At 54.2% G+C, this 17,172-nt stretch carries 14 protein-coding genes; 6 read left to right on the forward strand and 8 right to left on the reverse strand.

All coding sequences use genetic code 11. The features are described from left to right. Positions 1-2 precede the first annotated feature (2 nt). The 3 genes from ACZ5BW_RS11915 to ACZ5BW_RS11925 all read right to left on the reverse strand — a co-directional run bounded on the left by ACZ5BW_RS11915 (position 3) and on the right by ACZ5BW_RS11925 (position 4,079). Positions 3-1,646 (reverse strand): MutS-related protein, encoded by a 1,644-nt coding sequence (locus tag ACZ5BW_RS11915; RefSeq protein ID WP_464540213.1) that lies wholly within the window; start codon positions 1,644-1,646, stop codon positions 3-5. A 222-nt stretch (positions 1,647-1,868) separates the two neighbouring features. Continuing rightward, positions 1,869-3,272 (reverse strand): TolC family outer membrane protein, encoded by a 1,404-nt coding sequence (locus tag ACZ5BW_RS11920; RefSeq protein WP_464540215.1) that lies wholly within the window; start codon positions 3,270-3,272, stop codon positions 1,869-1,871. A gap of 135 nt (positions 3,273-3,407) precedes the next feature. Then, positions 3,408-4,079: a protein-L-isoaspartate O-methyltransferase family protein gene (locus ACZ5BW_RS11925; RefSeq protein ID WP_464540217.1), complete on the reverse strand. Its 672-nt coding sequence runs from the start codon at positions 4,077-4,079 to the stop codon at positions 3,408-3,410. Between the two features lie 268 nt (positions 4,080-4,347). Between ACZ5BW_RS11925 and thiC the strand changes: the two genes are divergently transcribed. The 3 genes from thiC to ACZ5BW_RS11940 all read left to right on the forward strand — a co-directional run bounded on the left by thiC (position 4,348) and on the right by ACZ5BW_RS11940 (position 7,386). Beyond that, on the forward strand, positions 4,348-6,255 hold the full coding sequence (gene thiC, locus ACZ5BW_RS11930) for a phosphomethylpyrimidine synthase ThiC (protein ID WP_464540219.1): 1,908 nt from the start codon (positions 4,348-4,350) through the stop codon (positions 6,253-6,255). A gap of 5 nt (positions 6,256-6,260) precedes the next feature. Then, on the forward strand, positions 6,261-6,413 hold the full coding sequence (locus tag ACZ5BW_RS11935) for a hypothetical protein (protein ID WP_464540221.1): 153 nt from the start codon (positions 6,261-6,263) through the stop codon (positions 6,411-6,413). Positions 6,414-6,561: 148 nt separating this feature from the next. Then, positions 6,562-7,386: an undecaprenyl-diphosphate phosphatase gene (locus tag ACZ5BW_RS11940; protein WP_464540223.1), complete on the forward strand. Its 825-nt coding sequence runs from the start codon at positions 6,562-6,564 to the stop codon at positions 7,384-7,386. 147 nt (positions 7,387-7,533) lie between these two features. On the opposite strand, the gene ACZ5BW_RS11945 is transcribed toward ACZ5BW_RS11940, so the two are convergent. Further along, the gene (locus ACZ5BW_RS11945; RefSeq protein WP_464540225.1) at positions 7,534-7,992 is read right to left on the reverse strand and encodes a rhodanese-like domain-containing protein; all 459 of its coding nucleotides are present in this window, start codon (positions 7,990-7,992) and stop codon (positions 7,534-7,536) included. A gap of 264 nt (positions 7,993-8,256) precedes the next feature. On the opposite strand from ACZ5BW_RS11945, the gene glnA reads away from it, so the two are divergent. From glnA to ACZ5BW_RS11960, 3 genes are all read left to right on the forward strand, one after another. Further along, positions 8,257-9,666 (forward strand): type I glutamate--ammonia ligase, encoded by a 1,410-nt coding sequence (gene glnA, locus ACZ5BW_RS11950; RefSeq protein ID WP_464540227.1) that lies wholly within the window; start codon positions 8,257-8,259, stop codon positions 9,664-9,666. Between the two features lie 59 nt (positions 9,667-9,725). Further along, complete coding sequence (locus tag ACZ5BW_RS11955) at positions 9,726-10,391, forward strand: tetratricopeptide repeat protein (RefSeq protein ID WP_464540229.1); 666 nt, start codon at positions 9,726-9,728, stop codon at positions 10,389-10,391. Positions 10,392-10,623: 232 nt separating this feature from the next. Next, complete coding sequence (locus ACZ5BW_RS11960; RefSeq protein ID WP_464540231.1) at positions 10,624-11,886, forward strand: putative Na+/H+ antiporter; 1,263 nt, start codon at positions 10,624-10,626, stop codon at positions 11,884-11,886. Between the two features lie 89 nt (positions 11,887-11,975). On the opposite strand, the gene ACZ5BW_RS11965 is transcribed toward ACZ5BW_RS11960, so the two are convergent. The 4 genes from ACZ5BW_RS11965 to ACZ5BW_RS11980 all read right to left on the reverse strand — a co-directional run bounded on the left by ACZ5BW_RS11965 (position 11,976) and on the right by ACZ5BW_RS11980 (position 17,169). Then, positions 11,976-12,500, reverse strand: a complete 525-nt coding sequence (locus tag ACZ5BW_RS11965) for a LapA family protein (protein ID WP_464540233.1) — start codon at positions 12,498-12,500, stop codon at positions 11,976-11,978. 3 nt (positions 12,501-12,503) lie between these two features. Next, positions 12,504-13,340 (reverse strand): D-alanyl-D-alanine endopeptidase, encoded by an 837-nt coding sequence (gene pbpG, locus ACZ5BW_RS11970; RefSeq protein WP_464540235.1) that lies wholly within the window; start codon positions 13,338-13,340, stop codon positions 12,504-12,506. A 170-nt stretch (positions 13,341-13,510) separates the two neighbouring features. Continuing rightward, on the reverse strand, positions 13,511-16,597 hold the full coding sequence (locus tag ACZ5BW_RS11975) for an EAL domain-containing protein (RefSeq protein ID WP_464540237.1): 3,087 nt from the start codon (positions 16,595-16,597) through the stop codon (positions 13,511-13,513). Between the two features lie 131 nt (positions 16,598-16,728). After that, positions 16,729-17,169, reverse strand: a complete 441-nt coding sequence (locus ACZ5BW_RS11980) for a response regulator (RefSeq protein ID WP_464540239.1) — start codon at positions 17,167-17,169, stop codon at positions 16,729-16,731. Between the last annotated feature and the right edge of the window lie 3 nt (positions 17,170-17,172).

A 17,172-nucleotide genomic window follows, 5' to 3' on the forward strand; every position in this document is an offset into this window, starting at 1 on the left:
AATTAGCCGCGGCTGGCAAGGTGCTTTTCCACATCTTCCTTACTGAAACCCAGGGCAGCCGCAACCCGATCCGCATGACTCACCCGGGATACACCGGGAATCAGGCGATAGGTCGGACCCTGTGGCGAAAACTCGCCCTGGAGATAGCGGCCTATCCCCTTGTCCTGCAAACGCTCGCACAGTTCATGGTTATGGGTAACCAGCAAGGTGCTTGCGCCAAGCTTGTAAAAACCGGCGAGAACATACTCCGAGAGCTCCATCTTCTCTTCGAATGTCGTTCCCTCCGAAAGCTCATCCAGCACGACGAGACTGCGCGGCGTGGAATTGAAGAAAATTTCGCGCGTGCGTTTCAGTTCGTGGCCAAAGCGCCCCATGCCCTCATCCAGATGGCCGGGATCCGGTACCTGGTAGAAAATATGCTCAGCCAGCACCAGGCGGGCGCTAGCGGCGGGAATATGACAACCTATCTGTCCCAGCAGTTGAATCTGGACGACTGTCTTGCAATACGCAGTTTTGCCGCCGCTGTTGGGACCGGTAATGACCAGCAAGCGGCCGGCATCATCGAGCGAAACATCATTCGGCACATAGTTGGAGTTGGCCTTCGCGAGCACGGGATTCCGCGCTTCCGTGACTTCCAGTGCGTGCCGCTCGCTTTCCGATATTTCCGGCAAGGTCATCTTGCCGCCGAAGGCTGCCGAATAGCGATGGAAGGAGAGCAGTTCGTCGAGCATTCCCAGCACATCCACCAATCGCGCCAGTTCAGGACTGTGCTTGAACAGCTTGCGTAGTGGATAGATGACAGTATCGCGATCGGAGGCGGCAATTGCAATCAGAACAACGGGCAGAATCGGCACTGCCAGCACGAGTATCCCATAGCCGAGATAAGCGATGCCGAAACTCGCCAGCAATCCCTGAAAAAAATAAAGCGCCGCAGCGAGCGCAGCCACAACGAAAAATACCGGAACCGGCTTGAACATGGACGGCGTGAAGCGCGAGAGCGGCAGGTAACGCGGCTTTTCTTCCCGGGTCTTGAATTTTCCTTCGGAGACATAGACAGGTCCGCGCATCAGGGAATAAATTCTTGATTTGCCGAAGTCGCGAACAGTCTGGAATAGCTCCCGGAGATAAGCGCTTTGCGGCTGAGGTAGAATTTCTACCGTCTCGACCATGTCGATCGCAAACCCCGTACCATCGATGAACTGGTGGTAACCGTAACCGCTGAACTCCATTTCATCTTTACCACCCCTGGAATTGTCTATGGCAATTCCCCCGTTAAAAGTACCGTAGAGTAAATGATAAAGGGACTGTTCCCCCTCTTTCACCGTATCGACAAAGTGCTGAAGCGCTTCACGAAGCATTGAATTTGACGCGAGTTCCCGTACTGCTTCCTGTTTCTTTTGAATCAGCGCCGCATCTGTCTCCGGTCGCGCAAGCGAGCGATAGAGCACAGATTGCCCTGCATGAGTAATAGCGTGATTGACCGAATCGAATAACTCATCGGCTTCGATCGCATCGAACGTTTTCGCATCCAGTACACCGTAGTCGCCTTCCTTCGGCCGACTGTCTCGAATACCGCTGGGCTTCTGGCCACTGGAGAGAACAGGTTTTTGATTCCAGGATGAATTGGGAGCAGAGGGCGAATTCATGATCAAGTTATGTTGGATTGATCGATTTCCGGGATAAGATTGGCAACCTTCCTGAAATGAGGGGTGCCCGGAGGAGAAGATAGTTGCCTGAAAAGCAGTTTACGACAGCGTAGCATCCTTTTGGTGGACGCCTGCCTCACGACGTGCTCATCGGCGTGCTCATCGGTGTGCATGCCACCTTTCACGTTTCCCCTGAAAATCTACCACCGGGGCAGGCGCCCGTCAATGCGCGGCGAGTGGGGACTGGAGGGGACCTGGGGCTTGCGGCCGGAACAACGCATCGTTCACCTCCTTCAAATCCTCCTCGTCCAGCTCTCCCGCCTCTGCCTTCAACCGCAATCGTGACATGAGAAAATTGTAGCGCGCCTGCGCGAGGTCTCGTCGCGCCGAATAATACAATTGCTGTGCATTCAGCACGTCTACCTCGGTTCGGACACCTACTTCCTGGCCGAGCTTGGTGGAATCGACCTGGCTCTGACTGGACACCAGCGCCTGCTTCAGCGCCGTTACCTGCGCAATGCCATTGGTGACATTGAGATACTGCTGGCTTACTTGCAGCACGCTGTTGCGCCGGGTATTGTTCAGGTCCTGCAACACCTTTTCCTGGATAGCAACTGCTTCGCGCACGCGCGACTGCACCGCAAAACCCTGAAACAGCGGAAAGCTGAGCTGTACGCCGATTTCTTTCGATGTCAGGTCAATGGGACGCCCCGTGATCGTACCCCCCACCCCTTTCTGGTCGCTGTATATCGCAACGAGATCGAGCGTCGGATAATGCCCCGCCTGAGCCCGTTCAACGTCCTTTTTTGCAATTTCATATACCGCCTCCTGGACCTTCAGCGCGAGATTGTTCTGTTCGGCCACGCTGATCCAGTCCTGCATGCTGGGATACTTCAACGTGAGCAGATCGGAGGGCACCTCGGTGGGACGAACCATATCCTCCGGTATCCGCCCGATGATCTGTTCGAGCGTCCGTTTGCGCACTTCAAGTTCGTTCAGGGCGCCTATCTGCAACGCAGCCGTCAAATCGAAACGCGCCTGAGCTTCGTGAGTATCGACGATGGTAGCGGTTCCGACTTCGAAGTTGCGCTTTGCCTGCGCCAGTTGTTCGCTGATGGCTTTTTTCTGCGCCTCTGCAACCTCCAAGTTTACTTCTGCCAACAGAATATCCAGATACGCCTGCGCCACACGCAGGATCAGATCCTGTGCCGCAATGATGAACTCCGAATCGGCCTGCGCAACCTGAAGCTTCGATTGTTCGTAGATCGCAAAATTCTCCTTGCGATAGATCGGCTGAGTGGCGGTAATGGTCAGGCTCTGGTTATCGATGACGACTTCGGAAGGTCTGGCGGCCACACCCGTTCCGGTCGCGGTTCCAGTTCCGCTGATTTTTTCTATATCGATCCACTGCCGCCGGCGCACACCTGCAAGCGTTACGGTGGGCAGCAGGCCCGCCCGGCCCTGGGGCAGTTTTTCCTGCGCGGCCTGGTGCGTGAAGCGGGCTGCGCGAAACTGCGCATCATTTTCCAGCGCTTCATGATAGATGTCCATGATATCCGCGGCCTGCAGCGGAGTGCTTAGCGCTCCGATAAACAGGAGCGCATGGACGTACGGCGCAATTTTCAATTTGATTCCGGACCGCCTTGCGCTGCTTGAAAAGAACATCTTCGTTGACTACAGTTAAAGATAGACGGATAGCTATAGGGGAGTAGCAATGGATAAGTCGCGTGGACTGCAATTCCTGGAGTTCGGGCCGAAAGATCAGAATGTAAATCTCGCCGGCTGCTTTGCATTTCTGAGGGGCGCAATACAGGTTTCGAACTGGCCGACTGTGCTATATGCGCCTGCACGTCCGTTTTCCTCCTGTGCCACGCAAGTAACGAGAAGAGCCTGCATTACCGGTGGATCGCCCACTACAGCAAAGAGGCGCCCACCAGTTTTAAGGCTCTTCTGAAATCCCTCCGGCAGCACGGGAGTGGATCCGGTCAGGACGATAACATCATAGGGGCCGTGCTGGGCCCAGCCGCGGGCAGCATCGCCATTTTCCACCAGGACATTGGCAATCTGATGGGTCCGCAGGTTTTTTTCGGCCATGGCCGCCAGTTCCGGCACAATCTCGACGCTATGAACAAATCTCCCCTTTTTGGCAAGCAGCGCAGTCAGGTAACCGCTGCCGCTCCCCACCTCCAGAATTCTGTCGGTATTATTGATTCCCAGCTCCTGCAGAATCCGCGCCTCGAGCTTGGGGGCGAGCATTACCTCGCCGTATCCCAGCGGGATTTCCATATCGACGAATGCAAGTGAACGGTAAGCTGCCGGGACAAATTCCTCGCGCCGCAGCTCGAACAATAGTTGGAGAACCTCCTGGTCCAGCACCTCCCATGTACGAATTTGCTGCTCCACCATGTTATACCGGCTTTGTTCGAGATCCATATCCAACCATCTGCTCCTATATGAAATGTCATAACAAACTTGCAATTATTCCACATTTCCGTTAGCTTCACAGCAGCAGCTAGGGGTCCGTTTCCGCGAGCAGCCGGAAACCGGTGAGAGAGTCCCTCATGGAACCCGCGAATAAGTACACTTGCATATCACGCTTATTCGCTGGTTCCTCTACCTGACACGGATAATGCCGCCGTAGGGAAGCTGGGAATCGGTTGTCCGGTCGTCCCGCTCCTTTATGGCACTCAAGGAGCGTAATATGAATGCAACAGTTTCAAGCGCGGCACAAAGTTCATCGCCCTTTTCGGGCAAAACCGCCCAGGTTGACGAAGGCGCGGTCAAACCTCTGCCTCGGTCACGAAAAACCTACCTGAGCGGTTCCCGCCCGGATATCCGGGTTCCCATGCGTGAAATCAGCCAGTCCGATACGCCCGCCAGCATGGGAGCGGAAAAAAACCCGCCGATTTATGTCTATGACACTTCCGGTCCTTATACCGACCCGGCGGTCAAAATTGACATTCGCTCCGGCCTGGCGCCGCTGCGCGAAAAATGGATAGATGAGCGCGGCGATACGGAGATTCTCTCCGGTCCGGCCTCCATCTATGGCAGGCAACGTCTGAATGACCCAGGCCTGGCCGAATTGCGCTTCGACCTGAAGCGCAGCCCCTGCCGCGCCAGAACCGGAGCAAACGTGACACAGATGCATTATGCGCGACGTGGCATCGTCACGCCGGAAATGGAATTTATTGCCATACGTGAGAATCAGCGTTGCGAGCATTTGGCCGATCAACAGCGGGAACTACTTGCACGCCAGCACCCGGGCCATGATTTCGGCGCGTTCCTGCCCCGCCACATCACGCCCGAGTTCGTACGTGATGAGGTCGCCAGGGGACGCGCAATCATTCCCGCCAACATCAACCATCCCGAATCCGAACCGATGATCATCGGGCGCAACTTTCTGGTGAAAATCAATGCAAATATCGGTAATTCGGCGCTAAGCTCAAGCATCCAGGAGGAAGTCGAAAAGATGACATGGGCAATACGCTGGGGGGGAGATACCGTAATGGATCTCTCCACGGGAAAAAACATCCATGAAACGCGCGAATGGATCATACGCAACAGTCCCGTTCCCATCGGCACGGTGCCGATCTACCAGGCCCTGGAAAAAGTAAATGGCAAGGCGGAAGACCTGACCTGGGAAATTTTTCGCGATACGCTGATAGAGCAGGCTGAACAGGGTGTGGACTATTTCACCATTCATGCCGGCGTACGGCTCGCCTATGTTCCGATGACGGCAAAACGGCTCACCGGTATCGTTTCCCGCGGCGGATCGATCATGGCGAAGTGGTGTCTTGCCCACCACAAGGAGAGTTTCCTGTATACGCAGTTCGAGGAAATCTGTGAAATCATGAAGGCTTACGATGTGAGCTTCTCCCTCGGTGACGGATTGCGCCCCGGTTCAATATATGATGCGAATGATGAAGCCCAGTTTGCGGAGCTGAAAACCCTCGGCGATCTGACACAGATTGCCTGGAAGCACGACGTGCAGGTAATGATCGAAGGCCCTGGCCATGTTCCCATGCATCTCATCAAGGAGAACATGGATATGCAGCTGAAATACTGTGCCGAAGCCCCGTTCTATACGCTGGGGCCTCTCACTACCGACATCGCCCCTGGCTACGATCATATAACATCTGCCATCGGCGCTGCCATGATCGGCTGGTACGGTACCGCGATGTTATGTTATGTGACGCCCAAGGAGCATCTCGGCCTGCCAGACAAGGATGACGTCAAGGATGGCATCATCACCTATAAAATCGCCGCGCATGCCGCAGATCTGGCAAAGGGGCATCCCGGCGCACAGTTACGCGACAATGCTCTTTCCAAAGCACGCTTCGAATTTCGCTGGGAGGATCAATTCAACCTCGGCCTCGATCCTGACAAGGCAAGGCAGTTCCATGATGAAACCCTGCCGCAGGAAGGCGCAAAGCTCGCCCATTTCTGTTCGATGTGCGGTCCACATTTCTGCTCGATGAAAATCACGCAGGATGTGCGCGACTTCGCGGCGAGCAAAGGTGTCAGCGAGCAAGAGGCCCTGGAAAAAGGCATGGAAGAGAAAGCGAGCGAATTTGTAGCAGGAGGAACAGAGATTTACAGCAAGGTGTGAGCGGCATGACGAGTGAGCCTGGGCGCAGGCTTGCGGTTGAAAAAGCGAAATGGGGAGGCGGCAGGAGGATGCAGGCGGCTACATTGCGCCAGGGCATTCATTCCTGCGCTCTTCCCGCAAAAGCATCGCAAGTATTCTCAAACCCGAAGCCGGTTTGATGCGATAATATCAAAAAATAACAGTCACGCCCTCGGCGCTACGTCTCTACTGGATATCCCATTGCCCGTATTCCCTGGTAACACCATGGTTCATTCCCGTTCGTTCCCGGTTACCCGCGACCTCCTGGTTTCTGCCGGATAATCTGGAATGGACTGGTTTCTTCTCCTCAAGGGGCTCATCCTTGGCATAGTCGAAGGTCTGACGGAATTTCTTCCGATTTCGTCCACTGGTCACCTGATTCTGGTCAGCGACCTGCTCAACTTCAATGACGAAAAGGGCAAGGTATTTACCATTGTCATTCAGCTTGGCGCGATTCTGGCGGTATGCTGGGAATATCGCGTCAAGCTTCGGCATGTAGTAACGGACATCGGCTCCCGTCAGGATGCAAACCGCTTCGTGTTGAATCTTTTGATCGCGTTTCTGCCAGCCGCAATTCTGGGTTTGCTGTTCATCAAAACCATCAAGCAACACCTGTTTCATCCGGTGCCGGTCGCGCTGGCATTCATAGTCGGCGGCCTTCTGATTCTTTGGGCCGAGCGCAGGCCACATGTGGTGGACGTGGAACGGGTCGAAGACATGGACTGGAAACATGCCTTGAAAGTGGGATTGGCGCAGTGCCTGGCACTCATACCCGGCACCTCGCGCTCAGGCGCCACCATTATTGGGGGCCTCCTCTTCGGCCTCTCCCGCAAGGCCGCTACTGAATTTTCATTTTTCCTCGCGATTCCAGTTATGTTCGCGGCGACTTTTTATGATCTTTACAAGAATCGCGATATTCTTCATCTGGATGACGTGAGCGTGTTCGCGATCGGGTTCGTGGCGTCCTTTATCAGTGCGCTTCTCGCGGTGCGGGGCTTGCTCCGCTTTGTCAGCCAGCACGATTTCTCCGTTTTTGCCTGGTATCGCATCGGGTTCGGGATTATCGTCCTGATTACGGCCTACTCCGGGATGGTTCAGTGGTCGGCAGCGTGAGAAGGATTCATGTCAATGAGTTTTGCTTATGCACTTATTCTCCATTATTTTCCAGCTTATTGTCACCGCGATAAGCAGGCCTTGAGCCCCTTGAGGCTCAGGATGAGCAGGGGGACGATAACTCAGAGTGATGGAGACGAAAGATACTCAACTCTGTACCCAGGGTAGTCCTGCCGCCTTCCAACCGCCTTTCTTACCGCGATGGCCGGTGGTGTCCTTCTCACCTTCGAATCCTTCGAGAACGTTGTAGCAATTCGTATAACCCAGTTCGGAAGCGGTAGCTGCGGCCTGATGCGAGCGTCCCCCCGTACGGCAGATGAACATGACCAACGATTCCTGATCTACCTGACTGGAAAGATAGTTGATGAAATCAGGGTTGGAACGCATTCCCGGATAAGACTGCCATTCGATTTCCACTGCACCTGGAATTCTTCCTACCCAATCCCATTCCGCGCGTGAGCGTACATCCACCAGTTTTGCATCGGGCGCTTCCTGAAGCAGGGTAAGCGCCTCGGTCGGCAGCAGCGCCCCCTGATAGGGCAGATCCATTTCCTCGGCACGCTTATGCGCCCTCTCGAGTATTGCGGTGATTGTTTCGGTTTCCATATGGTTTACCCATGACAAGAATGAAATAATATGTAATGGTAATCGATTTTCAGCCATCTGGATGCCCGGAAAACTTCAATCCAGGCACAGAGTGCAACAAACCGTACCTCTTCCAGCTTGCGGTATTTTATTGCTGAGGGAATGGCCGTTCCCCTCCTGATATATAATATTAATTCTGCAAATTCCCTTTATATGAGAACACTCCACTTTTTAAAAGGAAGGCGCTTTCGCACGATTGCATATTGACATGGTTTGGAGACTGAAATGGCGGTAGCCGATGTTCTGAAAATGATTCAGGACAACGAAGTCAGATTCGTTGATCTACGATTTACCGATACCCGCGGTAAAGAACAACATGTAACCCTGCCCGCTCACGCCGTCGATGCTGATAAACTGGAGGACGGTCACGCATTCGATGGCTCTTCCATCGCCGGCTGGAAGGGTGTGCAGGCATCGGACATGCTGCTGATACCGGATACCGACACCGCCCGAATGGATCCCTTCATGGACGAGGCTACACTGTTCATCACCTGTGACGTAGTGGAGCCCTCGGATGGCAAGGGTTATGACCGCGATCCCCGTTCCCTGGCAAAACGCGGCGAAGCCTACCTCAAATCGACAGGCATCGGCGATACCGCGTTTTTCGGCCCGGAGCCTGAATTCTTCATTTTTGATTCCGTCACCTGGCACGCGGACATGTCCGGCTGTTCCGTAAAAATCGAATCGGAAGAAGCAGCCTGGAGTTCGAGAGTAAAATACGAGGGTGGCAACATCGGGCATCGTCCTGGTATCAAGGGAGGCTATTCCCCCATTCCCCCAATCGACTCCTTGCATGACATCCGATCGGCGATGTGTCTTGCACTTGAGGAAATGGGTATCGAAGTTGAAGTGCATCACCACGAAACGGCGACTGCCGGACAGTGTGAGATAGGTACCAAGTACAGCAGCCTGGTGAAGCGCTCTGACTGGACTCAGGTATTCAAATATGTGGTGCACAACGTCGCCCACTCTTACGGAAAGACCGCAACCTTCATGCCCAAACCCATTGTCGGTGACAATGGTTCCGGGATGCACGTGCACCAGTCAATCTGGAAAGGCGGACGAAACCTGTTTTCCGGAAACGGTTATGGCGGACTCTCGGAAATGGCAATGTACTATATTGGCGGAATCATCAGGCATGCCAAGGCCTTGAACGCCATAACCAATCCCGGGACCAACTCGTACAAGCGCCTCGTTCCGGGCTTTGAAGCACCCATCAATCTTGCCTATTCCGTCAGCAACCGGTCGGCTGCCGTGCGCATTCCTTATGCCAATAACCCCAAAGGCCGACGGATCGAGGTGCGCTTCCCTGACCCTACCGCGAACCCTTACCTTGCATTTACTGCCATGCTGATGGCGGGGCTGGATGGAATCCAGAACAAGATTCATCCGGGCGACCCGATGGACAAGAATCTCTACGACCTTCCACCCGAGGAAGCTGCCAGAATTCCGAATCCCTGCGCTTCCCTGGATGAAGCACTGGACAGCCTGGATAAGGACCGCAATTTCCTGACTCGCGGCGGGGTGTTTTCGAATGATATGATAGATGCTTACATCGAGCTCAAGATGGAAGAAGTCACGCGCTTCCGGATGACGACGCATCCGGTCGAATTCGATATGTACTACAGCTTGTGAGCGCTGTTTCTCACGTTCGGACCGCTAATGCTGTTTCATTGATCAGGACACAATATCTGATGAAAACTCTTTTTGTTACATTGCTCGCGCTGCCGATGCTCATGCTTGCCGGATGTGGTCAGAAAACAGCGAAGGACGCAGAAAAACCCGCCGAGCAGCAGACGGAACTGCCGGATGAGTTCACTTCTGAAAAGCAAATGCCATCAGTACTGGAGGAAAGTCTGAGCCCGGAAGAGAAGTCTGCAATATTGAAAGAAATCATGCCGGCCGGGTCTGAGAGCGATTCTACACCGGAGGAAAAATTCCTGCGGTTGAAAAAAGACGCGGAGGCTGGCGATCCCAAAGCACAGACTGGCCTTGGCGTTATGTACTATACGGGTGAAGCGATATCCAAGGATGCTTCGGGCAAAATCCTGAGTAACGATCCTGCTACCGCCGCCGCCTGGTTTCATCGCGCGGCTGAGCAGGGCTATGCGGATGCGCAATTCAACCTGGGGTTGCTGTATGCCAACGGCGAAGGTGTTCCTAAAGATTCCACCAAGGCGTTCGGGTTGTTTCAAAAAGCGGCCGAACAGGGCAATGTCGACGCGGAAAATAACGTGGGTGTGATGTATTACTCAGGTGAAGGCGTGCCCAGAGACGAGGCCAAGGCGAAAGAATGGTTCAAGAAAGCGGCGGCCCAGGGCAATGCCGACGCGCAGGCAAACCTGGATGCAATGAAATAAGAGCTTCGCTGTTTGTTTCGAGAACCCGGGCATCTTCGTAACGCAAGGGAACGGCATTGCGCTTGTATCATCGCAAAGGGTATGTTGTTCGTCATTGTGTCGGCGCATTCAGCCAGTCTTCGGTAACCATTCGGAGTTTCACTCCATAAGGACATAAGGAGATGCCTATCCGAGGGCAGGTTATCGTATTCTGTGCTCCCACCCTCCAATCCTTACCACATAAAGGGAGTTGGTGACACCTTCGACAATTCAGGCAATCAGCGCAGCGCTATTCGCGGTTGCACTCCTGCATACGTTTTCCACCAGATTTTTTGAACGATTGGCAAACACGCGTCCCGCCCACGCAGGGATATGGCATTTATTGGGTGAAGTAGAAGTCGTATTCGGCTTCTGGGCCATGATTCTCATACTGTTCATGTTTGCGGTGGAAGGCCGCGACAGCGCAATCGATTACCTGGATTCGCGTAACTTTACGGAACCCATGTTCGTCTTTGCGATCATGGTCGTTGCTGGAACAAAACCGATCCTCCAGCTTGCCATGCTCTCGGTACGAACCGTGGCTCAGTTCATTCCACTGTCGCGGGGGACCGTTTTCTACTTTGCGACGCTTTCCCTCGTTCCACTGCTCGGATCCTTCATCACCGAACCGGCAGCCATGACGCTTGCTGCCCTGATTCTTCGAGACAATTATTTCTCTCGCGGAATTTCGCTCAAGCTTAAATACACCACGCTCGGGGTTCTGTTCGTCAATGTATCCATCGGCGGCACCTTGACACCCTTCGCTGCACCTCCCGTGCTTATGGTGGCTGGGAAATGGGGATGGGACATCTGGTTCATGATATCCACTTTCGGCTGGAAAGCAGCTATCGCCGTGATCATCAATGCGGGGAGCGCCACGTTGCTGTTTCGCCGCGAATTGTCCCAGGCGGGACCGGGGCAGAATTTGTCTGATCGTGGAGAGAAAGTGCCGGACCTTCTTGTAGCTGTGCACCTCATCTTCCTGATCGGGATAGTAACGTTTGCTCATCATCCTGCCGCTTTTATGGGGCTTTTTCTGTTTTTTCTTGGCATCGCCCATGCATATCAAAAACATCAGAACCGGTTTATCCTGCGGGAGGGTTTGCTGGTGGCATTTTTCCTGGCCGGTCTGGTAGTGCTGGGCGGACAGCAGCAGTGGTGGTTGCAGCCGCTATTGCTTGGAATGAGCAGTGAGGCAGTGTTTTTTAGTGCCACGCTGCTGACCGCGATAACGGATAATGCAGCCCTTACCTATCTTGGCTCGCTTGTAGAGGGATTGTCGGATTCTTTCAAATATGCGCTGGTCGCAGGGGCCGTTACGGGAGGCGGTCTCACAATCATCGCGAATGCGCCCAACCCTGCCGGGGTCGCTATTCTGCGCGGCAATTTCGAGGATGCGACCATTCACCCGTTAGGTCTGCTGACAGCGGCAATACCACCGACTATCGTGGCTCTCCTGGCTTTCCGCTTGCTTTAGGGAACCACTGAACAAATCCCTCGCAAAGCTCCGATCCGGGTTGCAGCAAAATCGAGCCCGGTCCATTTTGGTCCGCATCTTCAATAACCTTACGGGACAGATGCTTCGTTCTGCTTCAAGGCGCGCAAGCTGTCATTCTCGGCGCGCAACGCTTCGACTTCTTTATGTAGCCGTCCTATCGCCATGCGTTCGCGCAACATGGTCGGCAGTGTAACGAGCGCCCCTATGAGCGCTCCCAGACCGAAGCAGACTGCGATCACAACGGCAAGCGATGCATCGGCACGCCAAAGCAGGAATATGACGCTTACCTCAACAGCATTCTGAACTGCAAACGTGACAATGAGGAAAACGATGACGAGCGCTGCAATCAATTGCAATTGCACAACAACTCCTTTCCGGACACCCGCATCCAAATCGGGGAAAATGGCTTCCTTCTCGGCAAGAGGCACGATGTGCCACATACGAAGGTAGAATACCTGCCGGTTCCGGTTGTAAAAAGCGATAGAAAGAGAGCGTCCGAAGGCGGGTCCGGACGCGATTCCACACACTGAATCAACAAAAGGATAACCGAACGAAAGTGGCGCTACCCTCGCAGCAAGCAGGCCACCCCGCACACGCTAACCACGTACTTTGCGAGTCATGCCGGCTTCCATCCACTTCTTGATACGGTTGGCATCGGCAATCCGGGAATTCTTTCCCCAGGAATCGAGCAGCACGATTATGGTCGGCTTGCCTGTGATATTTGCGTGCATCACCAGACAGCGCCCGGCCTCGCTGAGAAATCCTGTTTTGGATATGCCGATATCCCACCTGCTGCTCCTCACCAACTTGTTTGAGTTGACGAAATTCAAGTTGCGGCTGCGTACCTTCCCCACAGATGCCACCTCGTGCGCAGCGGTCGTGGAAAATACGCGGATGAGGCGGTACCCGTGTGCCGCCTTGACCATTTTTGCGAGATCACGCGCGGTGGAGACATTTCCGCTGTTCAAGCCGGTCGAGTCAACGAAATAGGTGCTGCCCATTCCCAACTGGAATGCCTTGCGGTTCATGGCTGTAACAAACGCATTCAGGCCGCCGGGATACGTACGTCCCAGCGCCGCAGCAGCGCGATTCTCCGAAGACATCAAGGCCAGTCGCAACAATTCTCCGCGGGTGAACTTCGTTCCTACCCGCAGACGGGAACGAGTATATTTGATGACATCAACATCAGCCGAGTCGATGACTATTTCCTGGTTCAGCGGCAGTTTTGCATCGAGCACAACCATTGCGGTCATGAGTTTGGTAATCGAAGCAATCGGCATGACACTGTCTGCGTTCTTGTGGAAAAGAACCTGTCCCCGCTGTGGATCCAGAATCAGCGCTGCGTTGGACCGGAGAGACAAGTCGGCCGGTTTTGCAAAAGCGCCTCCCATAAACGCAAACGTGGCGCAAACCACCAATATGGCGTTCTTCATTTGTCATTATCCATGGAGTGTCCGCCCTCCCTGCGGACTGGGACTACGGTCGATAAATTACCAAATATCCCGAGCTAGGGAAAGAGCTATGTTTAGGAGGCGCGCGCACGGAAGGGTTTTTTCTGGAACAGGGAAGCAAGTGAGAGTGAAGATCGGCGAGTAAATGGGACTTACTGCTCGGCGCAAGCGCTCCTGCTCATTGACAGACGGTAGCCATCCATGAGCACTTTGGATGCGCCCTCGAGCGGCAAAGGCTGGGAAAAATAGTAGCCCTGCATTTCGTCGCATCCGTGCCTTATCAGAAAATCCAGCTGCGCCCTTGTTTCAACGCCCTCAGCCACTACTTTCAGCCCGAGGCTGTGCGCGAGCTTGATCATGGCTACGGTAATGGTTGCGTCGTCGGGATCCGTCGTGACGTCACGGATGAAGGCGCGGTCGATCTTGAGTACATCCAGAGGAAAGCGCTTGAGATAGGCAAGACTGGAATAGCCGGTACCAAAATCGTCCATCGATATCTGGACACCGAAGGCTTTCAGATTCTGCAGGGCGTTGGCGGCCATCTCGGCCTCCTTCATCAATACCGACTCCGTAAGCTCGAATTCCAGCAGACGCGGATCGATGTTCGTAGCCTTCAACGTTTCCCCAATAACGCTATCCAGATCCTGTTGCTGAAACTGCCGCGCTGACAGATTGATCGAAATGGGATGCAGCACCAGCCCCTGGCCCTGCCATTCCCTGATCTGCTCACAAACCGTTTTCACCACCCACTCGCCTACCGATACGATCAACCCCGTATCCTCGAGAACGGAAATGAACTGTAGTGGGGGCACCAGCCCGTGCGCGGGGTGCTGCCAGCGCAGCAGCGCTTCAAAACCGGTAATTTCTCCATTGATCAGGCTTGCTTTGGGTTGGTAGTGAAGCACGAACTCGCGCCTCGCCAGGGCGCCACGAAGTTGCGTCTCGATTTTCAGGCGAGCCACCGCGCGCTCATTCATCTGCGGAAGGTAAAACTGATAAATCGCGGGTCCCTGCTCTTTTGCCTGGAACATCGCTGTGTCCGCATTTCTGAGCAGGCTGTCTGCGTCGGTACCATCGCCGGGATAGATGCTGATTCCAAGGCTCGCAGAGACATAGATCTCCTGTGTTTCCAGTTCGAAGGGTACGTGGAGCGCCGAAATAACCTTCTCCGCAATTAAGGTTGCATCTTCAGCCTGTACGAGATCAGACAGAATGAAAGCAAATTCATCTCCCCCAAGACGGGCAACCGTGTCGCATGAACGCACACACTGCTGCAGTCTCTTTGCGACATGGATCAGCAGTTCGTCACCGGTAGAATGGCCCATTGTGTCGTTGACGATCTTGAACCGGTCCAGATCCGCAAATACCACGCCGACCCGGCGACGGTTGCGATGGGCATGTTCCATCGCCTGTCGGAGACGATCAAGAAAAAGACTTCGATTAGGCAGTTCCGTCAGGGGATCAAACTGGGCCAGGTAAGTGAGACGCTCCTCCGTTGTCTTGCGGTCAATTGCGGTTGCAAGAATATTCGCGAGACTCTGCAGAAAATTGATACTGCTGGACGTGAAGCGCTGCGGATCGCGCGAATAGGCTCCAAGGATCCCATAAGGTCCTCCCGCCCCCGAGATAAGCACATCCGCGCAACTGCGTATATTATGACTCCTCAGGATGCTGGAAGCCTTGAAACGGGTTTCCGTCTGGAAGTCCTCCACAATGACGGATTGATGGCTCGCCAGCACAAAGCGATTTTGGCTGTTCTCGTACGTAAACGATATCTGCCTTCCAATCCAGTCCTTCTGCCAGCCGATCCCGGATTTAAGAACAAAAGAACGGAAATCCGGTGCAAGCTGGAGCGCCTTGCAGAACTCGACATGGAGACCTTGAGAAGCGATCACCGCTGCCTGGCTCCACAACAGGGCAAGATTCCCGCTGGCGAGCGCCTGTTGCCCGAACGCGGCAATGAGTCCCTGCTGCATGGCATGTTCCTGGATTGCAAAGTCAGTTTGCTTGCGTTTGGTAATGTCGATGGCGGTGCCCACTATTCTCAATTCATCCGGATTGGTGCTCCATTTCAATGCCTTCGCAATATGCAGATGACGCACTGTCTTGTGTTCGCGCAGAATCCGGAAATCGAGTTGAACGCGCCCGTCCTCGGCGCTGACCCGTTCCAGATGCGCCTCCTGCTGGGGCAGATCGTCCGGATGGGTATAGGATTTCCATATGTCATACGTGATGCGGCTCCCGGAAGCAATCCCGTAGATCTCGTACATCCGGTCATTCCAGATCATTTCATTGGTCGCAGTGTTCCACTCCCAGATACCGATGGCGGCTGCTTCCGTGGCAAGAGCAAGTCGTGTCCTCTCTTCCAGCAAAACCCGCTCCCTTCTGTTCGATTCTGCCCGCAGCCAGACATTTTCTATGACAGTCGGCAACCGTTGGAGGTAACCTGCGGTCTTCACAACGTAATCGGCAGCACCCAGTTTCAGTGACTGCCTGGCGATCTCCTCGTCCTCGCTTCCGATGAAGAGAATGATGGGCAGATCAAGCCCCCGTACCTGGCAAAGCTCCTTCAGAACGTCCGTCGCGGAAGCCCCGGGCAAGCGATAATCGAGCAGCAACACGTCAACGTCGGTTTCTCTATTCTGTCCAGCAAGATAGGAAAAAACTTCCTCAGCTGACTGAACAGACTCGATTCGAAGGTGCGGTGCAGTGGAAGCCAGTGCCTGTTTCGTCGTTTCAGCGTCATGCGGATTGGGCTCAACGTATAAAACCTGGAGTACTGTAGCGCGGCGGTAAGTTTCTGTCTGGAACTTGTCGAGCGTCGCGCGAAGCACGAGCCCAAGAGTTTCGAGAAAGCGCCCATGCTTTATGACGTAATCGTCAGCCCCGGCTCGAAGTAATGAGAGGATGGCTTCTTCCCTGCTGGAACCCGTAAGAACCACGACTGGAAGCGGTAGATGCCGTCTGCGAATCTGAGCCAGCAACGTTTCACCGCTCCCGTCCGGAAGATTGAGGTCCGTCAGGACAATATCATAGCGGGCAGGGGCATCCGGCTCCGGTCTGGCAATCGCCGGGATTCCGAGGCTGGTTCCATAGAGATCGTGGAATCTTTCCACGCGGTGCAAAGCTTCTGCCAGTGAACTGACGATATCGAGCTGGATGTCGGGCGCGCGTTTTTTCAGCTCCAATCGCACCAGATCGGCATCCAACGCATTATCCTCAAGGTAGAGAACTCTCATTGGAAAACCTTTGAATGATCTCCCCGAGGGTCGAAAAAGGCCTTTGCGGACTTCGGTCCCCTATCGTATCCTCGCGCCCTCCGGGGTATTGCCCGAGCCCTGGGCGACCTCGCATCCTGCATGAAACTCATTCAGAAACCTCTAATCCTTGCAAGACAATGGGTATTGAGAACAGTCCAGTAGAGCTCAATCTGGCGAGCCACATCAATGAATTTCTCGAAGTCCACCGGCTTTACGATGTAGGAGTTCGCGCCCAGCAGATAGGCTTCATGAACATCGATATCTTCGGAGGAAGACGTAAGCACTACGACCGGAACAGTTCCAAGCACGGAATGCTCCCGTATGGTTCGCAGGACTTCCAGTCCGCTTACTTTGGGCAGTTTGAGGTCTAGCAGTACAACCGAAGGCGGGAGGTCACTCGTTCTCCAGCTCGAAAAAAAATCGAGGGCTTCCTGACCATCCCGCAGCACTTCGAGTGGATTGGTCAGGTTGTGCCGTACAAAAGCACGCCGGGTGAGATCGACATCCATCGGGTTGTCTTCAATAAGCAGAATCGGCAACGCAGTGTTCATGAA

It is taken from the genome of Nitrosospira sp. TNL300 (genome assembly GCF_055385915.1).